The sequence below is a fragment of the Dawidia cretensis genome (assembly GCF_018598175.1).
Taxonomy (GTDB): Bacteria; Bacteroidota; Bacteroidia; order Cytophagales; family Cyclobacteriaceae; genus Ohtaekwangia; species Ohtaekwangia cretensis.
On the sequence record NZ_JAHESE010000002.1, the window covers coordinates 54452 to 80350 of the forward strand.

Below are 25899 nucleotides of genomic sequence, written 5' to 3' on the forward strand. Positions count from 1 at the left end.
CCGGTCCTGCAAAACCGCGTACTGGTAACGGAGACGCTGCCCCTATATGTACGATCCAATCAAACGAAGTCGTTCAGCCTGACGAAGCTGCAGCAACAGTCATCGCCCACGTTGCAACACCATCAGCTTACGCTGGAGGTCACCTCGAATCCGGCCTGGTATGCCCTTCAGTCCCTGCCGTACCTCATGGAGTTTCCACATGAATGTGCGGAACAACTCTTCTCGCGCTATTATGCTAACAGCATTGCCAGCCACGTAGTGAACAGCAATCCCAAGGTTAAAGCGGTGTTCGACACGTGGGCCGCTTCCGGGAAGCTAACCAGTGATCTTGAAAAAAATCAGGAACTGAAATCTATTATCATTGAAGAAACACCCTGGCTGCGGGACGCGGAGAGCGAAACCGAAGGAAAGAAACGCATGGCGCTCTTGTTTGATCTGGCGTCTATGGGCAACCAGCTGAAAGGGGCTGTTCAGAAGTTAAAAGATATGCAATTTGCCGATGGCGGTTTTTCCTGGTTTGCCGGTGCGCGATGGCCCAACCGGTATATTACCCAGCACGTGGCCTCAGGGTTCGGACACCTTACAACGTTAAAGATTCATTCCGAACCGGAAATGCAAACCATGATGGTTAAAGCCGTACACTATCTCGACGGCGAGGTGGTGGAAGATTTTAATGGCAATTTCCTGGAGAGCTATACACCGACATCGATCGAAGTCCACTATCTCTACATGCGCAGCTTTTATCCGGAGATTGGCTTCGATGATAAAACGAAGGAGGTTGCGCGGTATATGGAAAAGCAGATCACCAAAAAGTGGCAGGAGTATAGACTGTATGAAAAAGGGATGATCGCTTTGATTCTCTATCGCGCGGGTAACAAAAATCTCGCATGCGACATTCTGGCATCGCTGAAAGAGAATGCTATTATAAGCGATGAGCTCGGAATGTATTGGAAAGAAAATACCGGCGGCTGGTATTGGTACGAGTCGGAAGTCGAGACACAAGCCCTACTGATCGAAGCGTTTGCCGAAATTCAAGCCGATGCTCCGAAACTTTCCGTGGAAGAGAAACAAACGACAATCGATGCGCTAAGGGTCTGGCTGCTGAAGAACAAGCAGACCAACGCGTGGCGTACGACAAAGGCCACCACGGAAGCCGTATTCGCGCTGTTGCTACAGGGCAGCGACTGGCTGTCGATTGGAAATTCTGTCGACGTAACAGTAGGCAAGATGCCGGTGAACATCGACACTACCGAGCCGGAAGCCGGGACCGGATATTTTAAAACCAGCTGGAAGCGTGAGGCGGTTACACCTGATATGGCCACCGTTACGCTGTCTAAAAAGGATGGGGGCGTGGCCTGGGGCGGTCTGTACTGGCAGTACTTTGAAGACCTTGACAAGATCACACCGGCCGAAACGCCGTTGAGGTTGAAGAAGAATGTTTTCAAAGTCGTCCACACGGACAAGGGTGACGAATTGCATGCGTTGAAAGACGAAACGTTGAAACCGGGAGACCTGATTAGGATCCGGATAGAGCTGGCCACAGACCGGGCAATGGAATATCTGCATATGAAGGACATGCGTGCCGCAGGCTTTGAGCCGGTCGATGTTCTATCGGAATACAAATGGCAGGAAGGGCTGGGATACTATCAGAGCACCCGTGACGTGGCGACCCATTTCTTCTTTGACCGTGTTCAGAAAGGGGTGTACGTTTTTGAGTACGATCTGCGGGTGAATGTGCGGGGAGTTTTTTCCAACGGCATTACTACCATACAGAGCATGTATGCCCCGGAATTCAGCAGTCATAGTGAGGGCGTGCGCGTTACAATAGAGTGACGTCCGTGAAGCAGCCGTTCCGTTGGCGGGATGGTGTGGTAATTTTGTATATATTCGATGCAATATTCTTTAAATGTCAGTGTTTTTAAGACGATGAAAAAGCATACGCTCCTATTGGCACTTTGTTATGTGCTGGGTATTATGGTGTCACGAGGACAGTCACCAGTAGTTATTGATTCCAAAATTGACGAGGCCACGGTGTATTTGAATGGTGCCGAGCTCCGGTTTACGGAGAATGTTCAGGTGAAGCGCGGGGTTTCTGTATTGCGCTTTCGGGGTATTTCAAAGTCGTTGGTGAATAACAGTGTGCATGTCACGGCAAGCGGCGGTGTGAATCTGGTCTCGGTGTCTGTCGAGGAGGAAACAATGTCATTGCGTGCGATGCCGGTAAAGTTTCGTGTGCGAAAAGACTCTATTGATAAATTGCAAGCCCAGATCATCGATATTAATAACCGCATCAGCGCGTATGATGCCGAGCAACAGATGCTAAAAGAGAATCAACGCGTGCAGGCCGGCACGTCCTTGCTGGAGCTTGCAAAGACCGCCGATTTTTTTCGCGACCGCACATTGTCTATTCAGACTGCGCAGACCGAGCTGCGGCGCAAGGTTGGTATTATGACAGAGTTATTGTCGGAAAAGCAGGCGATTGAGAAACGCGACCCCTATGATCCGGCACGTTATACCGTCGTGGTTACTGTACAGGCTGATAAGGATCAAACCGTTCCATTCGTGGTTCGCTACGGTGTAGAAAATGCTTCGTGGGAGGCTTCGTATGATATTATCGTTCCGGAGATTAATAAACCCGTAACGTTGCAATACAAAGCTCGGGTGTATAATGATACCGGGCTCGAATGGAACAACGTGAAGCTCTGGCTATCGTCCGGAGATTTGACGCAAAATTCTACCCGGCCCTACCTAACAGTATGGAATCTTAATTACACGTCGGTGGCCAACGAGGGATATCTGAACCAGCGCGCCCAGAATCGGGCCGGTGCCGACGAATCAGAAGCCGTGGAGATTGTTGATAAGGCTGTCTCGGAATTGAACACGTCGTTTACCCTGGAAGGTACCCACTCCCTTGCCTCCGGAACTACGCCGTATGTTGTTGGCATTAAGGGTGAGTCCTTGCAAGCTTCGTATGAATACCTGGCGATCCCGAAGGTTGAAAACAATGTTTTTCTGTTGGCCAAAGTTACCGGCTGGGAAAACCTGAGTCTGATCGATGGCGTGGCCAATGTATATTACGGAAACAGCTATGTGGGTGAGTCGAATATCGATACCAGGCTCGTGGGCGATACGCTTGAGCTGTCCCTGGGGCGCGACAATCAGATCGTGGTGAACCGGACAAAAGTCGAAGATAAGGCAAGCACATCATCCCTGGGGGGAAAACGTGCCGAGTCGTTTATCTATGAAATCCAGGTGCGGAATAACCGTAAGGTTGGCGTTTCTATAAGGATTCAGGACCAGCTTCCCATTTCCCAGGAAAAGGATATCGTAGTGGAAGCTTCTGATGTATCCGGGGCCAATCTTGATGCACCTTCGGGGAGGTTGCAGTGGTTAAAGTCGCTGGCCCCTGGCGAAACGGCGCGGTATCGTATAGCGTTTGAGGTTAAGTATCCCAAAAATAAGTCGGTTCAGATTCGTAAGAACCGCGTGGTGCGGACGCCCCGATATCGTCGCTAAAAAGCCTCAGTAGAAAATACTGAGGCTTATATCCGGGTTACTCAATCGTAGTCTTAATTGTTCCCAGAAAAGAGATTGACGTCTCGACGAAGTCTCCTGGTTTGAGGTATTTATCTTCGCGTATCTGTTCTTTCAAATGCTCTTGCATGACGTAGGGGAGGAGTTGATGCGAAAAAAATCTGAAGGTGAGAAAGTATTTAGATGCAGTCTTTACTTTAAACCCCGTGGTTGGTTTTTTAAAGATTACTCCGGCTGGAGTGCCTGTGATGATAATGCTGTTTGCAGGGATGCAGTTATTCTCGAGCAATCCTACGTTTTTATTGTGACAAGGCCATGTCCGGTTTTTTGAGGCAAGTGTTTCTTCTATTATTTTGTTGATACTCCAGACCATGTCCTTTGCAGATCCGCTTTGCCGTATCACGCCATTGACGTGGAGGTCTAATTTTAATTCTGCTACGAACGATTGCCAATCTTTGGGAACAACAATATAGGGCCCTGTAGGCAGGAAACCTTTCATGCTTTTTGCATTGGGAAAGCCTTTGCCATTCTTAACGTTTTTAACATCCAGCTCCCGCATGAGTGTTGCCCGTTCGGAGTAGTCGTTTACAACCAGGAAACCAATTCGTTGGTCGGGAAGATTCGAGGTGGAGCAAACTGCATCCGGGAACACGAGCCCCAGCTCTACTTCATGATCCAGAAGCCATCCGCGGGTATATTTCAGGTGATGAATGGCTGGATCGGTATCCACTATTTTGGGAAACAAAAACGGCGCATCTACACTTGTTTCTTCACCGTGTTCGTCATAGTTTATACCGATCGCGATGTGTTTATCGCCCTCGATGGCGGGAAGCAGTGCCTCGTATGGAATCGTAACCCTGTCTTTACTTGCGCGGATGATCGCCACAACCTCATCATACGTTAATGTTTGAATTACTTCGAGCGCGGGCTGGTCAAACCGGTTTAATTCAACGCTTAAATCAATTCCGGTGAGCGTTTTTCCGTCATCATCCAGCACGGCAAGAATATGTGCCTGCCCGTTTTTAGTAAACCTGCTCAGTGTCAGTGCTTCCTCCGGGGCTTTTAGGTTTTGTATTTTTCCTGTTTTGGCTGCGTAAACATCCGAAAAGCATAGAATAGCACAGGTGATCAGGCTCATGAATGTTTGATTCATCATGTTTATGTTTGAAGAGTTGTAATTGAAAAATCTAAATAGATGCGGGCCAATGGCGGTTAGTTGTCCAACTACCGGAATACACGGTAGCTGAGCGCAAGCTTGAAATTGGCTCCTTTTGAAAACTCAGGATTTAACGGATCGGGCTCGTAGCCAATAGGAACGAAGTCAACTTTAAGGTCTGTCTTATCCCGTTGATGATTAATGTCCTCATGGCGTATAAAGCTGTAGCTTACCGTTGCGCGCAAGGCGAGCGAAGGGGTGAGGTATCGTTCGAAGAATAATCCTGGCTGGGCCGTATTGTGTGATAGATATTGCCGGTTCTTTAGTTTGTAGCTTGTGTTTACCGCTTCCAGTGTAAATCCTGCATAATTCTTTTGATTTAGCCTGTAGGCTATCGTCAGATCGCGGGGAGCATCTCCGAATATTCGCCACTTCTCGTTTACCGTCCAATCCAGGCCTACCAGGGCGATGATCTGTGGGCCGTACCATTGATCCCGGAATCCCAGGGTGGCCCTCCAGGTCAATCCGGGTCTTTTGGAATAGGCTGCCTGTACAATGCCGCCTAATTTGATATCCGTAAAGGATACATCGTCAAAATCGGAATTGAGCGCTGGTAGAAATAGGTAGCGCATGGTAAGCTTGCTATTGACTTTCTGCGTAAGTCCGATCGTTGGCTGTATGCCGTACACATTTTTAATGGCAAACGCCGGGTGCATTCCGCTGAAATTTAATACTTCGAAGCCTGCCCCGATGATCAGGTACTTTGATTTGTCTTTCGCGAGAAACACCGGGAAGCCCGTGTTAAACCGCCATGTATTGAGTGTGAACGACTCGTCGGGATCAACATCTTTAACGGTTACGGGTGAGCGCTCATAATTGATATTCATTCCTTCGATATATCCCTGTGCGGATGCTAATTCCGGTATGAGCAGGAGTATCATAAAGATCATGGATAGGTAGGTTTTATGCCGGGGAAGCAGGTTGGTACTCCCCGGGAGAGGCCCGGAATTTCGTTTCTTAATTTTCATGGATAAATGATTAAATTATTATCTGGAACAAAAGTATCTCCCCGGTTTCCAGAAGTGATTGATAATTATCAATAACCACATTGGGGCACGGCTATTTACCAGCGGCGCAGTCGTCTGGAGGTGGGTTGCGGGTATTGCTTATGATTTTTTTCTTATACCTTTGCCATAGATGACCAATCAGGAATCCATTTCATTGATCGAAGGTTACGTTCGACAAGTTGTCTCGCCGAATGCCGAGGAATGGGAGGCATTTCGTGGCATTCTTAGCCCCAGGCGAATACGCAAGAAGGAGCTGATATTAAAACAAGGGCAGGTTTGCACATTCATTGCCTTTGTCACAGAGGGTTTCTTACGGGAGTATAATTTTCTGCACGACAAGGATGTGACCGTTGACTTTATTTCTCCCAGTCATTTTGTGACGGACTATCCCAGCTTTCTTTTGCAATCACCCTCCGTCCAATATATTGAAGCGCTGACGGATGTGGAATGTCTCGTCTTTAAGAGAGACGATATACATCGTTTATATGATCAGTACAAGACCTGGGAACGTTTTGGTCGGCTAATAGCCGAACGGATATTTTGTAATGCAGAGGCCAGGCGAAAGAACATTATTAGTAAGAGCGCGGAGGATCTATATCATGACTTTGTGCGGGAGTACCCGCATGTCGTCCAGCACGTTCCTCAGTATTATATTGCGTCTTATTTAGGATTGTCGCCAGAGCATTTGAGCAGGATACGGAGGAAGGTGTAGGGAACAAGGTCATATTCAAAGCGTATAATTTAATGCACAAAATTCATTTAGTTAAATCGTTGCTGATATCCGACTTTCCTTCCGGATCATCCATCAACTATTACGAGGGAAAATTCTATCTTATTGGTGACGACTCCCGGAATGTCCTTGTGATGAATAGCGACTATGCCCCCCTTGGCGCCATTCATTTATTTGACTATGCGGAGCAAAGAATCGCGAAGCGGGAAAAAGTCGACCTGGAAGGCTCTGCGATTGTTCGCGTGGGTGACACGGATAATTTGCTGATTGTAGGATCGGGCTCAAGGAAAAACAGGAAGCGGATCATACTGATACCCCTTACTCAAGCTGGTTTAGAAATTGGCAGTATGCAGCATGCCATTTATAAGACAAAAGATTTCTTAAAACGGATTGAAGCCGCCGGCGTTGCAGAGATCAATCTGGAAGGCGTTACCCTGGTACATAACAACCTCGTACTGGGAAACCGCGGTAATCGATCAACTCAGGATAATCATTTGATCGTGACCGATACGAACTTTTGGGAAAATCAAGGCAATGCAAATCTGCTCATCAAACGGCTGATAATGCCGGTCAATCATACAAACGTTGTATTGGGCGTATCGGAACTATGCTACATCCGGGAAAACGATACTTTACTGATTTCGTTTACGAGTGAGAATACGGACAATGCCTACGATGATGGGGAAATTGGCGATAGCTACATCGCCTGGATCTCACATGCTTCAGCCCAGCTTCACAAAAATGAGATCATAGTAGACGAGCTGCTCAACTTGTCCACAATAGCGGACGCATTTAAGCGTCAAAAGGTTGAAGGCATGTGTTATCAAATGTCGGGTGCTGATTTCATGCTTCATTTGGTTTCAGACAACGACAACGGTGAGAGTAGGCTGTTTCAAATACTGCTGAATTTTTAACGCGGCGTTGACGTTTTGATCCCCCCATTTTGCCATCCACGGAACATTTAGAGACACGGGAAACTTCTATTTTGTTTTTTGTGAATAACTGAATGATTTTTCGGGTCATGAGTACCCGACACAATCTACCTGCGGCAATCGCCGCCGTATTTTTACTTCAAATAGTCATCTTCCCATCGATGGCACAGATAACCTGGCCATCGGGTCAGCTTCTCCCTTCTTTTCCGAAGAGCGCACAGACGCAGGACTTTATTATCCTTCGCGAAACGCGGGCGAAGCGAAAGGTAGGGGACTCGGTAGGCATTCAGCAAAACGGTTCTTCTGCCGAGATGTATTTATTTGCTTCTTTAAAAGGTATCGTGAACCGGACACAGCCGCGAATCTTCTCATACGAGGGGAATGCGGATGCTGAAGGTCCTTATACCTGGCTACAGTCTCTGGGGCTTCGCTGGACCGAACCAGCGGATAAGTGGACATTGATAACGAAATACCGGAGCGAGCTGGCGGGCCTGATCGTTTATGACCCTTCCCAGATCCATACTGTTAACCTGGCAACTGTGCTCGCGAAAGATCGTCGCGCGCTGATCGCTTCGCCGTCGTTGATTTCACGGTTAACGGCAGCGCCGTATAACTTGCCGATCTTGCTGGATTTGCGTGGGAAATTCACCGGTAAGCTGCACGTATACCAAACACTCTTCGATACCTATTGGTCCGGTCTTGACCATCGTCTGCTGATCGGGCTCAACCCGGAGGTTCATAAGGCCTCCTTACGTGAATATGCCACGGCGCTGGGCGCGGCCGTGATCTGGCTTGATCCGAAGGTAGCCGACGAAAGTACCTTGCTCAACAGCTTCCTGTCGTCTATGGCACCGGGAGCGTGCTTTATGGGTTGGTGGCCCGAAGAAGAACCCGGCGTAACCCGGGCTTCTACGTACGGTATCGCCACCGTTGCCAGTGACTTTGCGACCAACCTCACTGTGCACAGTGGCATGCCCAGGACTGTTAACATAAAACCCATACCGGCCAAGCCTGCGCTGCAAAACAAGCTTTATGTGGCCTTTATACTGAGCGATGGCGACAACCTACAATATGTCGAGCACCACATGCGAAAGCTTTGGAGCAGTCCTGACCGTGGTACTGTGCCGATCGGATGGACGTTATCGCCCGCGATGCTCGATGCCATGCCCGGTGCGCTGAACTACTACTGGCAAAGCGCTACGGCCAACGACAACCTGATCTCCGGTCCTTCGGGCTATGGTTATGCGTATCCCAACAACTGGCCTGCCCATTCCTTAGACCAATTCGTCGCCAAAAGCGAAGATTACAATCGCCGCGCTGGTCTGCGGGTTACAACGATTTGGAACACCATTAAAGGCCCCATAAATCAGAACGTAGGTGAGAGCTTTGCCCGCCACGCACCGACGCTACTCGGCTTAACCGGACAGAACACCGGGGGCGGGCTTACTGTATACAATCAAAGCCTGCCCGGCATGGCCCTCTCGTGTAACTATTGCACGAATGAACAGGCTATGAAGGACCACATAGCGTCAGCGTCCTCCGGATGGAATGGAACTTCGCCTCGCTTCATTATTATCCAGGCGCAACCCTGGCAGGGCGTCACGCCAACAAGCTTTAAGAATGTGGCAAGCTCACTCGGTGCAGATTATGTGTTGGTGCGGCCGGATCAGATCTTTCAGTTGATTCGCGAGGCGAATGGACTGTCTATTACCCCGGGCACCAAGCCCTCGGGAAAATGATAGCGGAGTTAGCACCATCGTGAAGAAGTCAACCCATTGTTGGGTTGACTTCTCAATATTGCTTTACAACCAACAAGGACTAACTTATTGAACCCTGCAGGAGGATACCTGGTCATTGGCATTTGGACTTAGTGTGCCAAAGTTAGGTGTATCGGATGTTCTGGTCCAGGAAGTGCCAGAGAAGTTGTCATTCGAGTACATGATGAGCGTTCGCCCTGCGGGTACTCGAACAGATGATGCCCAATCGTTCGGCACACCCCTTGCATTGAGTTGAGATAGTGTATAGTTACCAATCGGTAAGCTCTGGCTTGCGGCTCCGCCATAATTATAATCCTGGTAGAATACTACGCCACCGCTACCGCCGATGATCGTTGGCGTTGGCCGTGTTGCAGTAAGTGCAATTTGACCTTTCAACATTCGGCCGCCATCCCCTGTAAGTCTGAGATAATAATCAGAAGAACAAGGTGTGCCATCTTCATCCAGTGCTAAATATCCCGAACCAGCGGGAATCATGGAGGCATTTTCGGCCGTTTTAGCAATCTGATTGCCTTCGTTGTATTCATCAAACATGGATATATAAATCCCCTGGGCGCCAACGCGTACGGCATTGTAAAACATGCGCCACATCAAATCGCCGTGGGCTCGTTGATGAATTAACAGATCGCCCGGTAATACGCAGGGCTGATAGTCAATGTTGTGCGAATTGCAATAAGCCTGATCGCCCACCATGTAATTATTGTAAACATTGTCAGCATCCGAAACATTGCCGACAGCGCCAATCAGCCACGGGGAAATCATATTGAGCGCATTGTAAAAAGGTAGGAATTGAGGATCTGTTGTACGCCACTCACGCCGTACGCCGCCGATGACGTAACACCCTTGCGATTTAAACCAATTTACGATGTCGAGGCTTGCCGCAGGAGTAGCCGGATGCGCAGCATCATTCAATCCCAATCCCCAGATACATACCACCGGAAGTCCATTCTGCCGGGCGTAAGCGGACGAGCTGGTATGTGTTTGCATTTTGTTCGTCCAATCTGTTTTGATCTCTGACTGGACATTTGTCCAACCGGTGGCATCATACATAATGTAAAACTTGCGTCCATACGTCTCGGCAGCAGCTCTTACCCGGGTGGTCACGCCGTCGCGGGTAGGGCCTTCCGCTGTGTTAGGATTAAAACGTTGCAACGCGGCACAGTCAATGTTGTTTTGTTGCATCCATAGAAAATGTGTATTGACAGTTTGCTGGTTCCAGTTGGAATATAGCCGCGCTGGTTGGCCGCCGTTTAGATTGGGATACCCTGTCTGATAGGTTGTTGTATACTCCCTTACATCAGGCCATGCTTTGAGCCCCTTATTACTGTTGGATGGAGCTTGCCCCCAATTCAAGGCCCAATGCCACCATGCGTTAATCGGCGACCCATCACCTTGCGCGGCAAACCATCCTTGATAGCCCACTGTAATTTTACCGACGACATCTCCGGGAGGCGAGGCTGCGGCAGTCCCCATTCCTTCTGCATGGGCTACTGTTTCTTCACTGGAAACAGAATCCTTTTTAATGTGATCTTCTGAGCAGTTACTGAATACGAACATGATGGCAATGACAAGAAGGTGCTTCATATTGAACCGAACGGCATTGCTTACAAACTGGCTTTGATTTTTTGTCTTCATTACGAGATTGGTTTTAGATTGCATAATGGAGCGGATCGTATCATGTGCGCATCATGATCGACTCACTCAGAAATAAGCCACAAGTGGCTTATGCTAACGTTTGCATAATGAATAAATGTAAGTGGCCCTACTTAATAACTACTTAATTATGGCTTAATTAGCGTTCGGCGGTAGAAGCCTCATGAGATCGTTACGCCTGAATTTGTTCAGACGCCTGCTATAGATACGTAGATACCTTAGAATTAAGGTGGTGTTTTTCTGAAATCATATTGAGATGCAGTCCGTCTCGCAGCGAGCAGGTCTTAGTGCGCCACATACTCCTCGTCATGGGGTATCGTAACGACAAAGCGCGTCCACGCTCCAAACTCGGAGTCGACGTCAATTTCGCCATAGAGCCTGTTTACCGTTTCATGTACGATGTATAGACCGAGCCCCGAGCCCTGTGAGCGGTTGGTTGCGCGGAAAAACATTTCGAAGATCCGGTTCAGGTGCTTCTTTTGTATGCCGATGCCGTTGTCGCGGATTTTCAGCCTCCAGAATGCCGTCTCGCGTTCGAAACCAAGCTGAATAGTGTTTGTGTCCTTGTCTGGATCCCTGTATTTAATAGCGTTGCTGATCAGGTTGTCAAAAATGATTTTGAGACGGCGCGGATCGCTGTATACAATTTGCTGCGGAGGAATGTCCACCTGGAAAATAACAGATTCGGCTCCTGGCATAAATTTGACGTCGGCGATGCATTCCTGTATCAGGTCGTGAATGTTAACTGCTTCATGGGTGATCTCGAATCTCGTATTACGGGAATGCTGAATCATGCTTTGTATGACGTTCTCGAGTTTCCCAACGCTGATCTCGATATGGTTTAAGTATAGCGACAGCTCTTCACCCGGTTTCTCAAGCCGCGCCAGGTCTACGAGACCGAGCACCGATTTGAGCGGCGCGACCAGGTCGTGCGACGCGCTATAGACAAAAGCATCGAGCTCTTTTATCGTTTTGCCAAGTTGTACGATGGTCTCGTTGAGTTTTTCCGTACGCTGCTGTACCTGGCTTTCCAGCGACTCGTTGATGTGCTGTAATTCTTGCTGCGTTTCTTCCAGCAAGACGTATTGTGAAGCAATCATTTCTTTTTGCGCCGAGACCTCTTCATTCTGTTGTAGGAGCTCTTCATTTTGGGCAGCCAGGTGGTTGTTCTGATCGGTTATCTCACGACTTTGTTCTTTCACGAGGTGCTCAAGTTCTTTTTTGCGCGCCTGGAGCCAGCGCACGCGATACCTATAAAAAACGTAGACGAGCAATATGATGGTGCCCAGAAACAAAAGCCGGAAGTAGAGGCTTTGCCACCAGGGAGTGAGCACGTGAATGGTGATGGTTGCCGGTGGCCCCCAAGCCCGACCGTTGTACGACGCGCGTACACGCAAGGTATAGCGGCCGGGGTCGAGGTTCGTGAACGTCAGGCTGTGACCCATGGCGGATATCCACGTGGTGTCGAAGCCGTCAACCTTGTAGCTGTACCGGATACGGTCGGGAGCGACGTAATTCAGTGCCGAATAGGTGAAGGTGATAAAATGCGAGTCGCGATAGGGCAGTGTTATCGCATCGGCCTCGGTAATACTTTGGGGCAGTAGCCTGCTTCCAGGCCTCACACGGCTGTTTGCCAGCAGCAGGTCCGTAAAGGCGACATGCAAATCGGCATGGTTGAAATCGAAAGGCTCCGCGGTAAAGATGTTGAAACCATTGGAGCCACCAAACATGTACTGACCGTCCCGGAGCCTGATCGACGCGCGGCGATTAAATACAATCCCCTGTACGCCATAGTTAGCGTCGAATGTGGTGAAGGCAGTATCGGACAGATTAAAATGGATAAGCCCTTTGTTTGTACTTAACCAGAGGTTGTGATTGTCTTCCTTTTCAATAGACAGGATCACATTGTTCGGAAGCCCGTCGGGTTCATCCAGTGCAGATAACCGTCGGTTTTTTATGTCGTAACGAAGCAGCCCGTTGCCAAAGGTTCCGATCCAAATGCTGTTGCCGTCTTGTAACATGGCTTTTATGCGTAGGTTTCGTACTCCGGGCAATTGCGTGCGTATTTCGAACACACTGTCGGTAGCGGGGTGGTATACGGTGAGGCTTCCATAGGAGCCGACCCAGAGCGTGGAGTCGGTGGCGAACAGTATGCTTTGTACCTGGCCATTCACGAAGATCTTCCGGATATTTCCGGGGGGAAGGTTGTTGAGACTATAGAAAATTTTTCGGGTGGCATCGAACTGGTTGATACCACGGTCGGTTCCAACCCACAGGTTTCCCGAAGGGTCTTTGGCCAGGGTCCAAATGATATTGTCCGATAGTGACGTATTGTTTCCGGGTATGTGGCGATACTGTCGCCATTGGCCTTGCGGGTTTCGGTGGATCAACCCCTCCTGAAATGTTCCGACCCACAACCCGGTTTCGTCCGCGAGGAGAGAGATCACGACCTTTACATTTTCGAACGGCGCGGGTAGTGCTATGCGGTTAACGATACCGTCTTTGAAGCTGTGCAGTCCGCCACCGTCCGTTCCGATCCATACGGTGCCGTCGGCACTTTCGGCCATGGCAGTGACAGAGTTGTTCAGAAGAGAACTATTATTGCCGAATTCTTTTTTATACCAGCGGAATTGTATCGGCATACGTCCACTATAACTAATGCCGCCGTTATAGGTTCCAAGCCAGGCGCTGCCTTCCGGCTCTATGTATATGGACCGTATGGTGTTGGCGCTGATGCTGCGCTCGTCGAATTCGGAATAGACGCAGGTTTGTATGTTTTTTCCAGCTGCGGTAATGATGTTGAGACCACCGCCATCGGTTCCAATCCACAGGGTGTGTTGCTTCGTTTCAACAATGGCCCATACGTTGTCGTTGTTGAGTGCCCCGTTGTCGCGGTTGAAACCCTGCAGGGCATGTGTGCGCCGATCTATTTTGCCAAGGCCCTTGCCTTCGGTTCCATACCAAATCGCCTCGGCCGTGATGGTTATTGCGCGTACGTTGTAAGTAGAGTCCGCGACTGTGGATAGAACGTTTGTTTTAAGGTTTAGTAACTGAAGGCCGCTGCCGAGCGTGCCCAGGAGCAGGCTATCACCGAGCTGTTTAATTGTCCAAACAACCATCTTGTTCAGTCCCGGATGCTCCACGTCGTGAATGGTCTGGGTGGTGAGATCGAAATAGCGTACTCCCCCTACGCCTGCGGCCAGCCAGAGACGGTTTGTTTTTCTGTCGGTAATGGCATTGACGTATATCGTACCGGGCCGGTTAGGGAGATTGTAGCTCTTAAACGTCTCGGTATGACGGTCAAAGTAGTTCAGCCCGTCAACAGTTCCGACCCACAGGTTTCCGCGCGGGTCTTCCTGTACGAAATGGACGACGTTGTGACTCAGGGATGTGGTGTCGCCGGGCACATGCCGGTAAACCCGGAATTCGTTGCCGTCATACCGGTTAAGCCCGTCTTCGGTGGCGAACCAGACAAAACCTTTCGTATCCCGGCAGACGTCGTTTATGGTGGCCTGGGACAGGCCTTTGTCGACCGATATCCGTTTGAAGAAAAGTTGAGCGGCTGACTCCTGAACCTGCGCGGGGGAACTGATATAGACGGCTAACAGGCAAAGTATCCAGGGGGCTATTCTTGGCATTTTCAGTTTCGTTCACTCGTTTAGATCATTTAAGATAATGAAAAAGATTTAAGATAGAGAATGGTACTTTTGCAATTGCGCCTACGGAGTCGACGAAAAATAAAAGCCTGCAAGGTCGATCTTGAAGGCCGGGAGGAGGAGTGGTTTCGCGAAACTTTCGTCTTATCTTTGCGTGTAGCGTCGTGCATGAGCACTAGCAGTAGAAATATTTATGAGAGTTTTATTGGTTTTATTCGTTTTTGTCGCTTCTACTGCGAGCGGTCAGCAACTCGAGCAAGTGAGAGCGGCGGTGAAAAAGATTCAGACCGAAAAACAAGCGAAAGCATATCTCGCTGGCAAAGGCGCGCCAGCCGGTCAGGTCCTGGAGATCAACGCTGCTTCTGATACGACAGAATCTGATCGCGAGCTGATTGCCCTGCCGTTGGGCGAAATCATCGAGTTTCCAGCAGAGCACCAGCAAACACACTATTTTTACAAATCCATTGAGCATAAATCGATTACATCTTTTCGTGTTCAATACATTTTTTTAGATCATACTAAAATTTCGCTGCGGCAGGTCGACAGCTTGCGTACCGTCATACTCAATCGGATTCAGGCTGGCGAAGATTTTGATGTGTTAGCCCGTACATTCTCCATGGATGGCAACAATAAAAAAGGTGGTGATTTGGGATGGTTTCAGGAGGGCATGATGGATAAGTCCTTCGAAGAACGTGTAAGAAAACATCAACCCGGCGAGGTGTACACAGTCGATATTCCAGAAAGTAAATGGTACTACATCGTGAAAAATACGCACCCGCCTCGGATTGATAAAAAGGTGATATTACTATACCTGGAGGTAATGCTATAGGTCCGCTATCCGTATAGTTGATTTTTAGGCGACACTCTCTTTGTTAGGCACGCTGAGGTCGGCACTGCGATCGTAGGCCCGCACACGCAGATTACCGGTCGCGGGGTTGGCCGTCTGCCTGTACAATCGCCGGAGAAGTGTAATGAGTTTGTTGCCCATAATAGGGGTTAATGGTGAACGATTAACTGCGCTCATGAAATAGATTGGATTACTTATTTGGGGTCTTTAAAATTGTAAGGCTACCGGTTACATTTTTGTCAGCATCGCTGATCTTCAACTCGAAAAAGTATACGCCCGCGGCGAGGTCAGCGCCCGTGAAATCATTCTGGTAAAGAGGTGAATAAAATACTTCCTGACCCCATCGATTCAGTATTTTCAGGCTGGCCGGGTATAGGAACGGCTCAACAAAGAGTTGGTCATTGTCGCCGTCGTGATTAGGAGTGATAGCATTGGTAACGAATAGTTCCTGTACTTCTACCGGGTATTGATAGGTAGTTCCACAACCCTTTTCATCAAAGCCTGTCAGCTGGACCACATAGGTGCCGGGATTCGTGAACGCATGTGACGGATTCTCCTCGTCGGTGGTGGAGCCATCTCCAAAATCCCAGGTGAAACCAGTTCCTGCTGACGATGTGTTCATGAACCCAACAGGGCCATTGGTTAATAAAGCCTGTCCGGCGGGAGTCGTTTGTCCGGCAATTGCGAGAGAAAAGTTTATATCCTTGCCACTGACCAGGTCTGATCGACCGGGTTGAGTGGTGTATGTTTCTACGAGTGTGTAGCTCGCTGTTTCAATGGAGACGGTATAATTTCCGGGCGTTGTTACGGTAATGGCAGGCGTTGTTGCGCCGGTGCTCCAGGTATAGGTGGCGCTCGTGAGGTTTCGGGTGGCGTCCAGTGTTGCCTGTCCGCAGAAGCTTACAGGCTCGTTGGCAAGCACTTGAAGCTGCACCGGGTTTCGCTGCAGGGTAAGGTCTGTAACAAGGGTGCTGGTAATGGTCGCGGAGTAACTGCCGGCCTGTGTGGCAGAAAGATCATTCAGCGTGAGGCTGGCACCGGTGACGTCGGGCAGCGGTGCACCGTCTTTAAACCAATGGTAGCTGTTTGCTGTGCCGCCTACTTCGCTTTTAAGGATCAGCCGCGAGCCGGCTTTGGCCGTAATGGTTTGGATATCGTAAACCGGTTTTTGCGGGGTGTATAGAAATGCTTTGCCTTGATTGCGTAGCGCCAGGTTCGGCTCTATATCTTCGAATGTTAGACGATTGTTTGCGATCGACACGAGGGAAAGACGAGTCATAGTCGTCAGGTCCGGTAATTGGTCGAAGTTGTTATCATCCACGACCAGGCGTTCGAACTTTGTTAACTGGGTCAGCTCAGCGGGTATTGCCCCTTCAAACCCACTGGAGGCAGCGATGATCTGCTCCAGCGCAGCAGCGTTGCCGATGGCGGTTGGTATGACACTGCCGGTAAGTTTGGTGTTGAGTAAAACTAACAAGCGCAACTTGGGGAGGCTGAGAATGGATTCGGGAAGGGGACCTTCCAGGCTGTCGTTTAGGACCAGTAAAAGGAATTCCAGCTTGCGTAAGTTTCCGAGTTCGTTGGGTATGGTGCCGGAAAGTTTGGTGCCGGAAATCGACAGCGACTCCAGGTTTGTCAGTGCACCGAACTGTGTAGGGATGCTTCCCCGTATATTGTTTCCCGAGAGAAAGAAGCGACGTAAACTAACGAGATTCGCGATGGACGTCGGAAGAGGTCCTGATAATCCGGGATTTTGCAGGTATAACGCTTTCAGCGAGGTGAGCGAGCCGATCGCCGCCGGAAGGGTACCGGTTAGCTCGTTATTGTCTAGGCCCACCGTGTCGACACGATTTCCTACGGTACCGACGCCATACCAGGTGCTCACGGGGCCTTGTAGCCAATTTGTACTGTTGTTCCAGCCTGCGCCGTTCGTTGCATTATAAAGCGCCACCAGCGCGAGTGAATCCTGCTCGATAATTTGAGAGGAAGCCGTGCCGGTGATACAAGCCCAAAAACCAACGACAATAAAAAAAGAATACTTTGACATTAAAAAACAGGATTTACGGTAAAAAGGTAGCGAGGAAAACCTCGCTACCGTTCACTTACTTTATTGAATGATAATTTTTTGATGAATGCTTCGTGGTGTGCCCTGTATGATCAGGTGATAGACTCCGGGACTGATACCTTGAACGTTCAGGATATAGTTGTTGCCGGAGGCTTTCTTCCGCACGACCTCTTTACCCGCCATATCCAGGAGTATGAGTTGGTTCATAGTACCTTCTCCAAGTTCGATGTTTAGTTGATCGGAAACCGGGTTGGGTGAAATCGAAACACTTTTTGATTCTGTTTCCGCTATGCTGGGGCCGGCCTGCCGACCCGTGGGGCAAGAGCAGCCCGTATCACCCGAAAATATTTTTTGACTGGAACATCCGTTGGTTTTATCGGTTACGATCAGTTTCAACGCCTGCCTTAATAAGCAAGGATCGCTATCGAAATAGAAATTTCCAGTGACACCTGTTACGAGGACATCATTCAGATACCACTGGTAGGTGTAGTTGCCGCTGGGAGCATTTACGAATCGGGAGAAACAAGGATCTCCTGCCCGTATAACATTGGCCAGGTTGGGAGCATTTCCATAGGTAATGGTGAATCCATCGCTTGTATTAACACAATTAGCGGCCGATGTAATTTTCACGGTCAGCGGGTTCGGTAACGGTGTCGTGGGAGTAGCGGCTGCTATTTGTATCCGTACCTGGTTGGTGTTCTGTCCATTTAGTATTTGATACCTTCCGGCATGATTGACGGGCAAAACCCACTCGAAGGTCGCTCCGGCTATCGCTGGAACAGCGAAGTTTACGGCGGCAGTAGTCGTGGGCGAAATACAGTCACTACCGGCGGAGACAAGCGTAATAGGTCCCGGTTTTGGCGGATTGATATTCGCCGTAAAGCTCAGCGCGTGGCTGGTCGTACATCCGGACGCGGTGGCCATCACCGATATGGTTACCGGGCCTGTTCCGGCTGTAACGGTCACTTGTCGTGAATTCGGAACGGTAGAAAATGTCCATCCATTTATGGGAGAGGAGATACTCCAGAGATAGCCTTCGGCAAAGTCAACGACATTAGACGCCAGGATATATTGCTGGCCCGCGGTGTAGCATAAAGATCCGCCATTGACCAACGGAGTTCCGACTACTCCAAAAGTTGATGTAACTTGTTGGGGCATAGCCGGCCCGATCGGTACTTCCAGCGTGCTTGTTACGGGAGTACCCGTTCCGCAGTTCCCGACAATCTCCGCCGTGACCAGGAAGCGGCTGCCATTGGCTACACCGGTAAAATTGGGAATATACCGAATGGTAGCGCCGTTCACATTGGCCGGACTTTCGGGAACCCAGTTGGCCGGCGTGAGCGCTCCATTAGCCGCTTTTACCTGGACGTTCCAGTTGTAGGTATTGTCGCCACCGGCCACGGTGAATTGAACGGGCTCTGGATTGCCAAAGCTTAAGCATCCCTGACCTACAAGAAGCGGGGCGGTGGAAGGATACCGGTTGATATCGAGGGTCGCCAGCTCATCGCCGCAGCCGTCGTTTGTAGCTCTGACGGTGATGGTTCCGGGGCTGGTATTGGCCATACGGATCACGACTTCGGTGTTGTCGGGTCCATTGGTACTGAGGATTTCCCAGGCTGCCGGAATGATCCACTCATACTGAAAATCCGATGACGGATTATTCAGGACGCGAAAGGTTTCTGTCGTCGTGTTATTCTCAGGCAAGCAGAACGTAGTACTTGCCGTATAGCCATTGGAGGCTGTGCCTATCTGGGCAGCCGGTGCCGGCGCACGCAATACGCGGGTATAGGTAAGCCCGGGATTACAGGCCGGGCCCAGTAGTAGCGACACGGTAATGTCTGTTGAATTGTCCAGCACCCTAAACGCGATGGCACTGCCATCACCGCTGAGAAATTCCCGACGAAGCTTGTTGGTGGGGAAACTCCACTGATATTGCCCGGGGTCCCAGCGTCCCAGCACCGGAGGTACCGCCAATACGAGGAGGTTGTCTTCGCCCAGCACATCGTCACTGGTACAGTCCGCACCGGTTATTTCGATCGCGGCACGTTCAGTAGCCGATAATGTCTTTCGTATCATAAATGAACGGGTCGGAGAGGAGCAGAACTCACCGGAGCAATCGTTGGTTACCGTTACACGGATAACAGACGTACCGGCGTTGAGTGAATTGACCGTAACCGTCGGACTGGTCCGGGTGGAAGCAACGATTTGTGTATTCTCACCTCCCTGCACCATGACCCAGCTATATTCGACATTGCCGGCACGGGGGTCTACAGCGATGGAGAATTGAGCGCTTCCGTTGGACGCGATACAAGCGCTTCCCGTAATGGCGGGAGCCACCAGCGTGTTGAGGTTTGTCACGCTCACTTTCACGGAGTCAATGATTTGACTGTTGTTGGGGTCGGCGACATATATTGTGCCGCTGCCGAAGGAAGCCTTTACCTGAAAGGTCGAGGCCGCCGTGACAAGAATAGGAACTTCCTTACCGTTGGAAGGATCTACGATCATTGCTCCTCCGTTGACGGAGGCGACGTAATTACCGGTGTACGTAACAGTTACCGTTGCCGTCGACTTGCAGTCCAGTACAGTCGATGTTTGATTGCCAGGAAACCTGGCCGTGATGACGGGGGGTTGTTGTGCCCACGTAGGAATTATTCCTGCCATGAGTAGCACGCTAAGTAGAATTAGCCTTTTCATAATAAATTGGTTAGGGGTTGTGTAAGAGAACGTTAGGAATATATCATGTGAATGCCATGTTGACTTTTTTATGACAGGTATCTTTTGAAATAGCTAAAAACCTCCCCGTAGCAAGATTACACCAACTTTATAGCTAGTTCTGTTTTAACTTAGTTATAGGATATTGAAAATATAGTATTCAGTAACTGTCTTTTTTTGATAACTGATTAGCGCAATAAATTTAGGGATAACTTTGTTTTATCAAAATAATATCCTTGGTTTTTTAGTAAAATAAATTTTGGGGAAATATATAGTATAATACCTTTCGGACTGGTTGTTCTTATTTTACATATAACGTGACATTTTATAGTATATTCGGTCACTTTTTGTGACTTTTGAGCATGTATGCTAATAACATTAGCTTCTATCGTTAATTAAATACTCGATGATTGTCAATTGTTTAAATCGTTTTTGGTGTATGAAGCCAATCGTTCCCTGTTTGTTCGTTTCGGCTCTGTTGGTTATCAGCTTATTTCCCATTTCAGCGCATTGTCAGCAACACCCCGTCATCAGCAGCTATATGAAGCAGCCGTTGTTGCTAAGCCCCGCTGCAGTAGGAATAGACTCCAGTACACACCTGGACGTCACGCATCGTTCGCAATGGCGCAAATATGACAACTTTTCAGATGGCAAAAGCGGTCCAGCCAGCCAGTTGCAAATGGTAACGGCATCTATGCAGCTTCGCGATAGTGCCGGGGGCCTGGGCTTACTGGTGTACCGGGACGAGGCGGGTCCGCTACAAACATTCGATATGAAGGTTTCGTATGGGTATCATATACGATATACTAAAAAGGGAACCATCGGGTTGGGCGCCGGCGTAGGAGTACGGGCCAAGACGATGGATTACAATGACTATATTGTTAAACATCCGGATGATGCCCTGCTGGGAGAAGGAGCTGTCACTCAAATAAAGCCCGATCTTTCGTTGGGGGTATGGCTTAATCATGAGAAATATTACTTTGGCGGCAGTTATGCTCATTTTCTCGGTGCCGATTACGACCAGGTAAACGTTCAGGATGAAGCATTAATCACGATTACCGGGGGATATCATTTTCAGCTAGATAAGAATTGGAAAGTTACGCCGGGCTTTCTGCTGATGAATGAAGCATCGCAAACCACTTTCGCAATTCATACACTGGGAACATATCGGGATTTGTTTGAAGGAGGTATTTCGTACAGGCATGAGGAGGCTTTTTCCGTGCTCATGGGAACACGGTTACTGAAGGATCGTTCGTTGCGATTGGTACTGGCAACGGACATGATTACAGAAAACAAGGGGGCGAAAGGTAATGCTTCTTTTGAAGTGATATTGGGGTACAGGTTTCTTTGATTCCCGATAAGAATGAAGTGCCCAAAGTCAGTATTGTTATAGATCGATCATTTTCATATCCCAAGCCAGTAATCCGAATGTGGATTATTTTTTTTCATGATGACGTTGCTCTTGTCATAATCTTTTTCGAAGAAGCCATCACTGTCATAGTGGAATATTCCTTTTTCAAAGCATATGATGAATGAATCGATCATTGCCTCCAACGAATCAAAATAGCTTGTTGGTTCCAGGATCTGGAGCGACGGGCAGTAAATGAATATCTTGCCAAAGCCCTTTGATGTTTTTTCGAGATCGATCAGAAAGCTGTCGTCTGAAATACAGGGAAATAGTTTTTTTTAAGTTCGAAATCGGTGCGATTGTAGATCGTAACACTATCCTGCAAGGGGAGAAGAACTCCTCCGATACCGAACAACAACATGCCGGTCGGTATGTCGTCATATCTAAGACCATTTCGCCATTGATACAATGTAACAAGGTCGTCAGTTGGCGTGAGGCCGGTTGTCGCGAATCGCCTATGGATCTCTTCTTTTGCAAGACCAGGTAGGAGATATTTAATAACCGGAGCTTTTATTAGCTCCAGTTGTTTTTCAAATGCAGTAAGTTTTGCTGTAATGCTCATCCTTCCAAATCATTCCATGGGTTTGAACTACTAGGTGTATCGAAGCAAGGTATATAAATCGGGAACCAGAATAAAGTCGGAAGGCAGGTCAAATTGTCATTGAATACGACGTGTTCGGGTAAACCCATCAGTGCCGCGCCGGACTCGCCGGTGTGGTCGATGGGGGAATTGGAATGGCATTTTCCCGTGCTTCCGGCGGCTACCGTTCAACACAGTTCCGGCGGGCGCGGTGCCCCGCCATCTGGTTGCGTTATCGGAGTACCGACCTTCCGTTCATGGAACCGGATTGTTTCGGGCGGCCTGGTGGATTTTATTTTGTTATCTTGGCCATTGGGAGACATCATACCCAAGCCGAAATATGAAAACAACGCTCGCGCCGGCCGCCCGCTGGCAAACCGTGTGCCTACCTGCCTTTTGTACAGGCATCATGCTTTTACTGGCAGGTTGTCAGGACAAAGAGCACGGCGGGGACGCCGGTAAACGGATTCGCCGGATGGATCCGCAGGAGACAGCGCAACTGGCAAAGGTCATCGAGGCGCAGGTGACACCGCAGATCGCCGACGGCCTCACGCTGCGGCTATGGGGCGTGGATTCGCTGGTGGCAGACCCTGTGTCGATCGACGTCGACGATCAAGGTCGGTTGTATTACACCCGCACCAACCGCCAGAAACATTCGGAATTCGATATCCGCGCGCACCGCGATTGGGAGATTGAATCTATCCAGCTGCAAAGTGTGGAGGATAAGCTCGCGTTTTTTAAACGTGTTCTGGCGCCGGAAAACAGCCAGAAGAACGAATGGCTGGCCGATCTCAACGGCGACGGGTCACACGACTGGCACGACATGACGGTGGAAAAAGAGCATGTTTACCGGCTGGAAGATGTATCGGGCGACGGTGTGGCCGACCTTTCGCAGCGGATGGTAGAGGACTTCAATGAAGTAATAACCGACGCGGCAGGCGGTGTACTGAAGTACGGCGACGACCTGTTTGTGGGCATTGGCCCGGATCTCTGGCGGATAAAAGACAAGGATGGCGACGGCCTGGCCGACGAGAAGACGTCGCTCTCGCACGGTTACGGGATTCACCCGGGTTTTTCGGGGCACGGTATGTCGGGCCTTGAAGTGGGACCGGAAGGGAAGATATACTGGCAGATCGGCGACATCGGCTTTAGCGGTAAAGGTTCCGACGGCCGGAAATGGGAGCATCCCAACAGCGGTGTGATCGTGCGGTCCAACCCGGACGGCAGCGATTTCGAAGTGTTTGCTTACGGCAACCGGAATACACACGAATTTGTCTTCGACGAATACGGCAACCTCATCAGTGTGGATAACGATGGCGATCATCCCGGTGAAAGCGAGCGCCTGGTATATATCGTCGACGGCTCGGATACCGGCTGGCGCATCAATTGGCAATTCGGCAAATACCGCGACCCCGAAAACAATACGTACAAGGTATGGATGGACGAGAAGATGTATGTGCCGCGGTTCGAAGGTCAGGCGGCCTACATTCTTCCACCGATTCAGAACTTCGTGAACGGCCCCACAGGAATGTTATACAACCCAGGCCTGGCGTTGAGCCCTGCCTGGAAGAATACCTTTTTTGTCGGCGAGTTTGTCGGTAACCCGGCCCGCTCGGGCATTCACGCCTTCAAGCTCAAGCCGAAGGGCGCAACGTTCGAGCTGGCGGAAAGCAGGATGATTCTCGGCGGTATCCTGGCCACAGGAATTGACTTCGGTCCGGATGGCGCCATGTACCTCGCCGACTGGATAAACGGCTGGGACACGAAGGACTACGGCCGTGTATGGAAGCTCGACGCCGAAGGCGGAGATACACCGGCACGCCGAGAAGTGAAGACACTGCTCGGTGACGACTTTACAACGTACGACGATGAGCGGCTCAGCGCCTTGTTGAAAAATGAAGACATGCGTATTCGCCAGAAGGCCCAGTTTGCGTTAGCTGCCCGGGGTGACGCCGGTATACGCGTATTTCAGGCAAACATTGCGCAGACGGCCAACCAGCTGGCACGTGTCAACGCTATCTGGGGCATCAGCCAGTTTGCGCGAAAAGATATGCAGCACGCTAAGCTGCTGTTACCGCTGTTAAAAGATAATGATCCTGAAATCCGCGCGCAGGCTGCGAAGTGGTTGGGGGATGTAAAATACAAGGAGGCCGGTGAAGTCCTGTTGCCTCTGCTGAAAGACGACTACAGTCGTGCCCGGTTCTTTGCCGCCGAGGCGCTCGGCAAAATTGCCTACGCGCCGGCAATCAACCCGATCATCGAGCTCTTACGAACTAACAACGATGAAGACGCGTACCTGCGCCATGCCGGGAGCCTCGCGCTGGCGCGCATAGGTCGAGCTGAGCCGGTGGCGGCGCTGTCGACCGATGCTTCACGCGCTGTGCGTATCGCGGCGGTGGTGGCGTTGCGCCGGATGCGCGATCCTTCCATTACCAGATTCCTGACAGATCACGACGAGTATATTGTCACCGAAGTAGCCCGGGCCATCAATGACGATCTTTCCATCGAACAGGCGCTGCCCGCGCTAGGCGATGTGCTGGCAACGACAGCCTTTACGAACGAGGCATTGCTGCGCCGCGCGATCGGTGCGAACCTGCGCGTCGGCACGGACAAAAGCATGCAAAACCTGATCGACTACGCAGGCAAAGCGGGTGCGCCGGCAGCGATGCGGGCCGAAGCGCTTGCGGCGCTCGGGACCTGGGCCAAACCTTCGGTACTCGATCGGGTGGACGGCCGGTATCGGGGTGAAGTGAAACGCGACCCTGCTCCTGTAAAAGCGAAAACATCCGGAACACTTGCTCGGCTGACCTCGGATAAAGAGCCAGACGTACGACGGGCAGCCGTAAAAGCCATTGGCAAGCTCCACATTGAAACCGCGTCTGCACAATTGCTGGCCAGGCTGAAAACAGACAACCAGGCCGGCGTACGCGTAGAAGCGCTCCTGGCGCTGGCGACGCTCGACGATAAACAGATTGGCGATGCTATCCGCATAGCGCTTGCCGACAAAGACAAAAGCGTGCGGGTAACAGGCTTGGACCTGTTGCCGAAAATGAATATACCGCGGGAACTGATGGTGTCGTTGCTTAGCGATGTGATCAATACCAAAACGCCGGAAGAAAAACAGGCGGCGCTGGTTACGCTCGGCGCGCTGCCCTTAGAGCATACGCAAAAGGTCTTCGACCAACTGCTTGTGAAACGTGCCGGGGGAAAACTGCCACCGGAAGTATACCTGGAGCTGGAAGAGGCGATTGACAGTACACACTCGCAGTCACTCATTGCGCAGTTAAAAAAGATCAGCACGACATCATCACCCGATACATTAAAAGCCTTGTTTGCCGGCAGCCTGCTCGGCGGAGATCCGGAACGTGGCTCACGCGTCTTCTTCAGTCATCAGACGGCCCAGTGTATCCGCTGCCATTCGTACGACGACATGGGGGGCACGGCAGGACCCCGTCTGAACGGTGTCGCCACACGCCTGACCCGCGCGCAGCTCCTAGAGGCGCTCGTCACGCCGAGCACACGCCTGGCACCGGGCTTCGCTACGGTGAATGTCGAATTGAAGGACGGCAAAAAAGTAAGCGGTATCTTACAAGGTGAAAAGGCCGAAGATATTACGGTGAAGGTGGGCAACAAACCCGATACGGTAATCCGTAAAGATCAGATCGTAAAACGCACCAATGCGGCCTCCAGCATGCCCCCCATGGGGCTGTTACTGACAAAGCGGGAGATCCGGGACGTGGTTAGTTTTCTGGCTACGTTAAAAGAAGAGAAATAAAAAACAGGC

Annotated in this window: 15 protein-coding genes and 1 pseudogene; 8 read left to right on the forward strand and 8 right to left on the reverse strand. The window is 50.1% G+C overall.

All coding sequences use genetic code 11. The features are described from left to right. Window positions 1-1455 precede the first annotated feature (1455 nt). Both KK062_RS31225 and KK062_RS03875 read left to right on the forward strand, forming a co-directional pair. Window positions 1456-1833 (forward strand): annotated as a pseudogene (locus tag KK062_RS31225) (alpha-2-macroglobulin family protein); the annotation flags it as partial. A 93-nt stretch (window positions 1834-1926) separates the two neighbouring features. Further along, complete coding sequence (locus KK062_RS03875; protein ID WP_254082936.1) at window positions 1927-3516, forward strand: DUF4139 domain-containing protein; 1590 nt, start codon at window positions 1927-1929, stop codon at window positions 3514-3516. Window positions 3517-3553: 37 nt separating this feature from the next. On the opposite strand, the gene KK062_RS03880 is transcribed toward KK062_RS03875, so the two are convergent. After that, on the reverse strand, window positions 3554-4690 hold the full coding sequence (locus tag KK062_RS03880) for a fumarylacetoacetate hydrolase family protein (RefSeq protein WP_254082937.1): 1137 nt from the start codon (window positions 4688-4690) through the stop codon (window positions 3554-3556). 68 nt (window positions 4691-4758) lie between these two features. Continuing rightward, window positions 4759-5640: a DUF6268 family outer membrane beta-barrel protein gene (locus KK062_RS03885; protein ID WP_254082938.1), complete on the reverse strand. Its 882-nt coding sequence runs from the start codon at window positions 5638-5640 to the stop codon at window positions 4759-4761. 247 nt (window positions 5641-5887) lie between these two features. Between KK062_RS03885 and KK062_RS03890 the strand changes: the two genes are divergently transcribed. The 3 genes from KK062_RS03890 to KK062_RS03900 all read left to right on the forward strand — a co-directional run bounded on the left by KK062_RS03890 (window position 5888) and on the right by KK062_RS03900 (window position 9158). Continuing rightward, on the forward strand, window positions 5888-6469 hold the full coding sequence (locus KK062_RS03890) for a Crp/Fnr family transcriptional regulator (protein ID WP_254082939.1): 582 nt from the start codon (window positions 5888-5890) through the stop codon (window positions 6467-6469). A 32-nt stretch (window positions 6470-6501) separates the two neighbouring features. Further along, window positions 6502-7401: a DUF6929 family protein gene (locus tag KK062_RS03895; RefSeq protein ID WP_254082940.1), complete on the forward strand. Its 900-nt coding sequence runs from the start codon at window positions 6502-6504 to the stop codon at window positions 7399-7401. A 107-nt stretch (window positions 7402-7508) separates the two neighbouring features. Further along, window positions 7509-9158, forward strand: coding sequence for a GxGYxYP domain-containing protein (locus KK062_RS03900; protein ID WP_254082941.1), 1650 nt, complete (start codon window positions 7509-7511; stop codon window positions 9156-9158). 84 nt (window positions 9159-9242) lie between these two features. On the opposite strand, the gene KK062_RS03905 is transcribed toward KK062_RS03900, so the two are convergent. Together KK062_RS03905 and KK062_RS03910 are read right to left on the reverse strand one after the other, a co-directional pair. Then, a complete protein-coding gene (locus tag KK062_RS03905; protein WP_254082942.1) occupies window positions 9243-10829 on the reverse strand; it encodes a hypothetical protein in 1587 nt (528 codons plus the stop codon). A 302-nt stretch (window positions 10830-11131) separates the two neighbouring features. Next, window positions 11132-14485: a sensor histidine kinase gene (locus tag KK062_RS03910; protein WP_254082943.1), complete on the reverse strand. Its 3354-nt coding sequence runs from the start codon at window positions 14483-14485 to the stop codon at window positions 11132-11134. Between the two features lie 211 nt (window positions 14486-14696). Here KK062_RS03910 and KK062_RS03915 point away from each other — a divergent pair, with 211 nt between their 5' ends. Then, window positions 14697-15332 (forward strand): peptidylprolyl isomerase, encoded by a 636-nt coding sequence (locus KK062_RS03915; protein WP_254082944.1) that lies wholly within the window; start codon window positions 14697-14699, stop codon window positions 15330-15332. 24 nt (window positions 15333-15356) lie between these two features. On the opposite strand, the gene KK062_RS30675 is transcribed toward KK062_RS03915, so the two are convergent. The 3 genes from KK062_RS30675 to KK062_RS03925 are packed head-to-tail and all read right to left on the reverse strand — an operon-like array spanning window position 15357 to window position 20109. Continuing rightward, window positions 15357-15491: a hypothetical protein gene (locus KK062_RS30675; protein ID WP_262899147.1), complete on the reverse strand. Its 135-nt coding sequence runs from the start codon at window positions 15489-15491 to the stop codon at window positions 15357-15359. 49 nt (window positions 15492-15540) lie between these two features. Further along, window positions 15541-17397, reverse strand: coding sequence for a leucine-rich repeat domain-containing protein (locus KK062_RS03920; RefSeq protein ID WP_254082945.1), 1857 nt, complete (start codon window positions 17395-17397; stop codon window positions 15541-15543). A 60-nt stretch (window positions 17398-17457) separates the two neighbouring features. Further along, window positions 17458-20109 carry a PKD-like domain-containing protein gene (locus KK062_RS03925; RefSeq protein ID WP_254082946.1) on the reverse strand — a complete coding sequence of 884 codons (2652 nt, stop codon included), beginning with the start codon at window positions 20107-20109 and terminating at the stop codon, window positions 17458-17460. A 457-nt stretch (window positions 20110-20566) separates the two neighbouring features. On the opposite strand from KK062_RS03925, the gene KK062_RS03930 reads away from it, so the two are divergent. After that, on the forward strand, window positions 20567-21478 hold the full coding sequence (locus KK062_RS03930; RefSeq protein WP_254082947.1) for a PorP/SprF family type IX secretion system membrane protein: 912 nt from the start codon (window positions 20567-20569) through the stop codon (window positions 21476-21478). A 295-nt stretch (window positions 21479-21773) separates the two neighbouring features. On the opposite strand, the gene KK062_RS03935 is transcribed toward KK062_RS03930, so the two are convergent. After that, the gene (locus tag KK062_RS03935; RefSeq protein ID WP_254082948.1) at window positions 21774-22097 is read right to left on the reverse strand and encodes a hypothetical protein; all 324 of its coding nucleotides are present in this window, start codon (window positions 22095-22097) and stop codon (window positions 21774-21776) included. A gap of 358 nt (window positions 22098-22455) precedes the next feature. Here KK062_RS03935 and KK062_RS03940 point away from each other — a divergent pair, with 358 nt between their 5' ends. After that, window positions 22456-25890 (forward strand): HEAT repeat domain-containing protein, encoded by a 3435-nt coding sequence (locus KK062_RS03940; protein ID WP_438835845.1) that lies wholly within the window; start codon window positions 22456-22458, stop codon window positions 25888-25890. Window positions 25891-25899 lie beyond the last annotated feature (9 nt).

Coding starts and splice junctions, on each gene's coding strand:
- KK062_RS03875 (WP_254082936.1), top strand. CDS start 1,927: ATGAAAAAGCATACGCTCCTATTGGCACTTTGTTATGTGCTGGGTATT.
- KK062_RS03880 (WP_254082937.1), bottom strand. CDS start 4,690: ATGATGAATCAAACATTCATGAGCCTGATCACCTGTGCTATTCTATGC.
- KK062_RS03885 (WP_254082938.1), bottom strand. CDS start 5,640: ATGATCTTTATGATACTCCTGCTCATACCGGAATTAGCATCCGCACAG.
- KK062_RS03890 (WP_254082939.1), top strand. CDS start 5,888: ATGACCAATCAGGAATCCATTTCATTGATCGAAGGTTACGTTCGACAA.
- KK062_RS03895 (WP_254082940.1), top strand. CDS start 6,502: ATGCACAAAATTCATTTAGTTAAATCGTTGCTGATATCCGACTTTCCT.
- KK062_RS03900 (WP_254082941.1), top strand. CDS start 7,509: ATGAGTACCCGACACAATCTACCTGCGGCAATCGCCGCCGTATTTTTA.
- KK062_RS03905 (WP_254082942.1), bottom strand. CDS start 10,829: ATGAAGACAAAAAATCAAAGCCAGTTTGTAAGCAATGCCGTTCGGTTC.
- KK062_RS03910 (WP_254082943.1), bottom strand. CDS start 14,485: ATGCCAAGAATAGCCCCCTGGATACTTTGCCTGTTAGCCGTCTATATC.
- KK062_RS03915 (WP_254082944.1), top strand. CDS start 14,697: ATGAGAGTTTTATTGGTTTTATTCGTTTTTGTCGCTTCTACTGCGAGC.
- KK062_RS30675 (WP_262899147.1), bottom strand. CDS start 15,491: ATGGGCAACAAACTCATTACACTTCTCCGGCGATTGTACAGGCAGACG.
- KK062_RS03920 (WP_254082945.1), bottom strand. CDS start 17,397: ATGTCAAAGTATTCTTTTTTTATTGTCGTTGGTTTTTGGGCTTGTATC.
- KK062_RS03925 (WP_254082946.1), bottom strand. CDS start 20,109: ATGAAAAGGCTAATTCTACTTAGCGTGCTACTCATGGCAGGAATAATT.
- KK062_RS03930 (WP_254082947.1), top strand. CDS start 20,567: ATGAAGCCAATCGTTCCCTGTTTGTTCGTTTCGGCTCTGTTGGTTATC.
- KK062_RS03935 (WP_254082948.1), bottom strand. CDS start 22,097: ATGAGCATTACAGCAAAACTTACTGCATTTGAAAAACAACTGGAGCTA.
- KK062_RS03940 (WP_438835845.1), top strand. CDS start 22,456: ATGAAAACAACGCTCGCGCCGGCCGCCCGCTGGCAAACCGTGTGCCTA.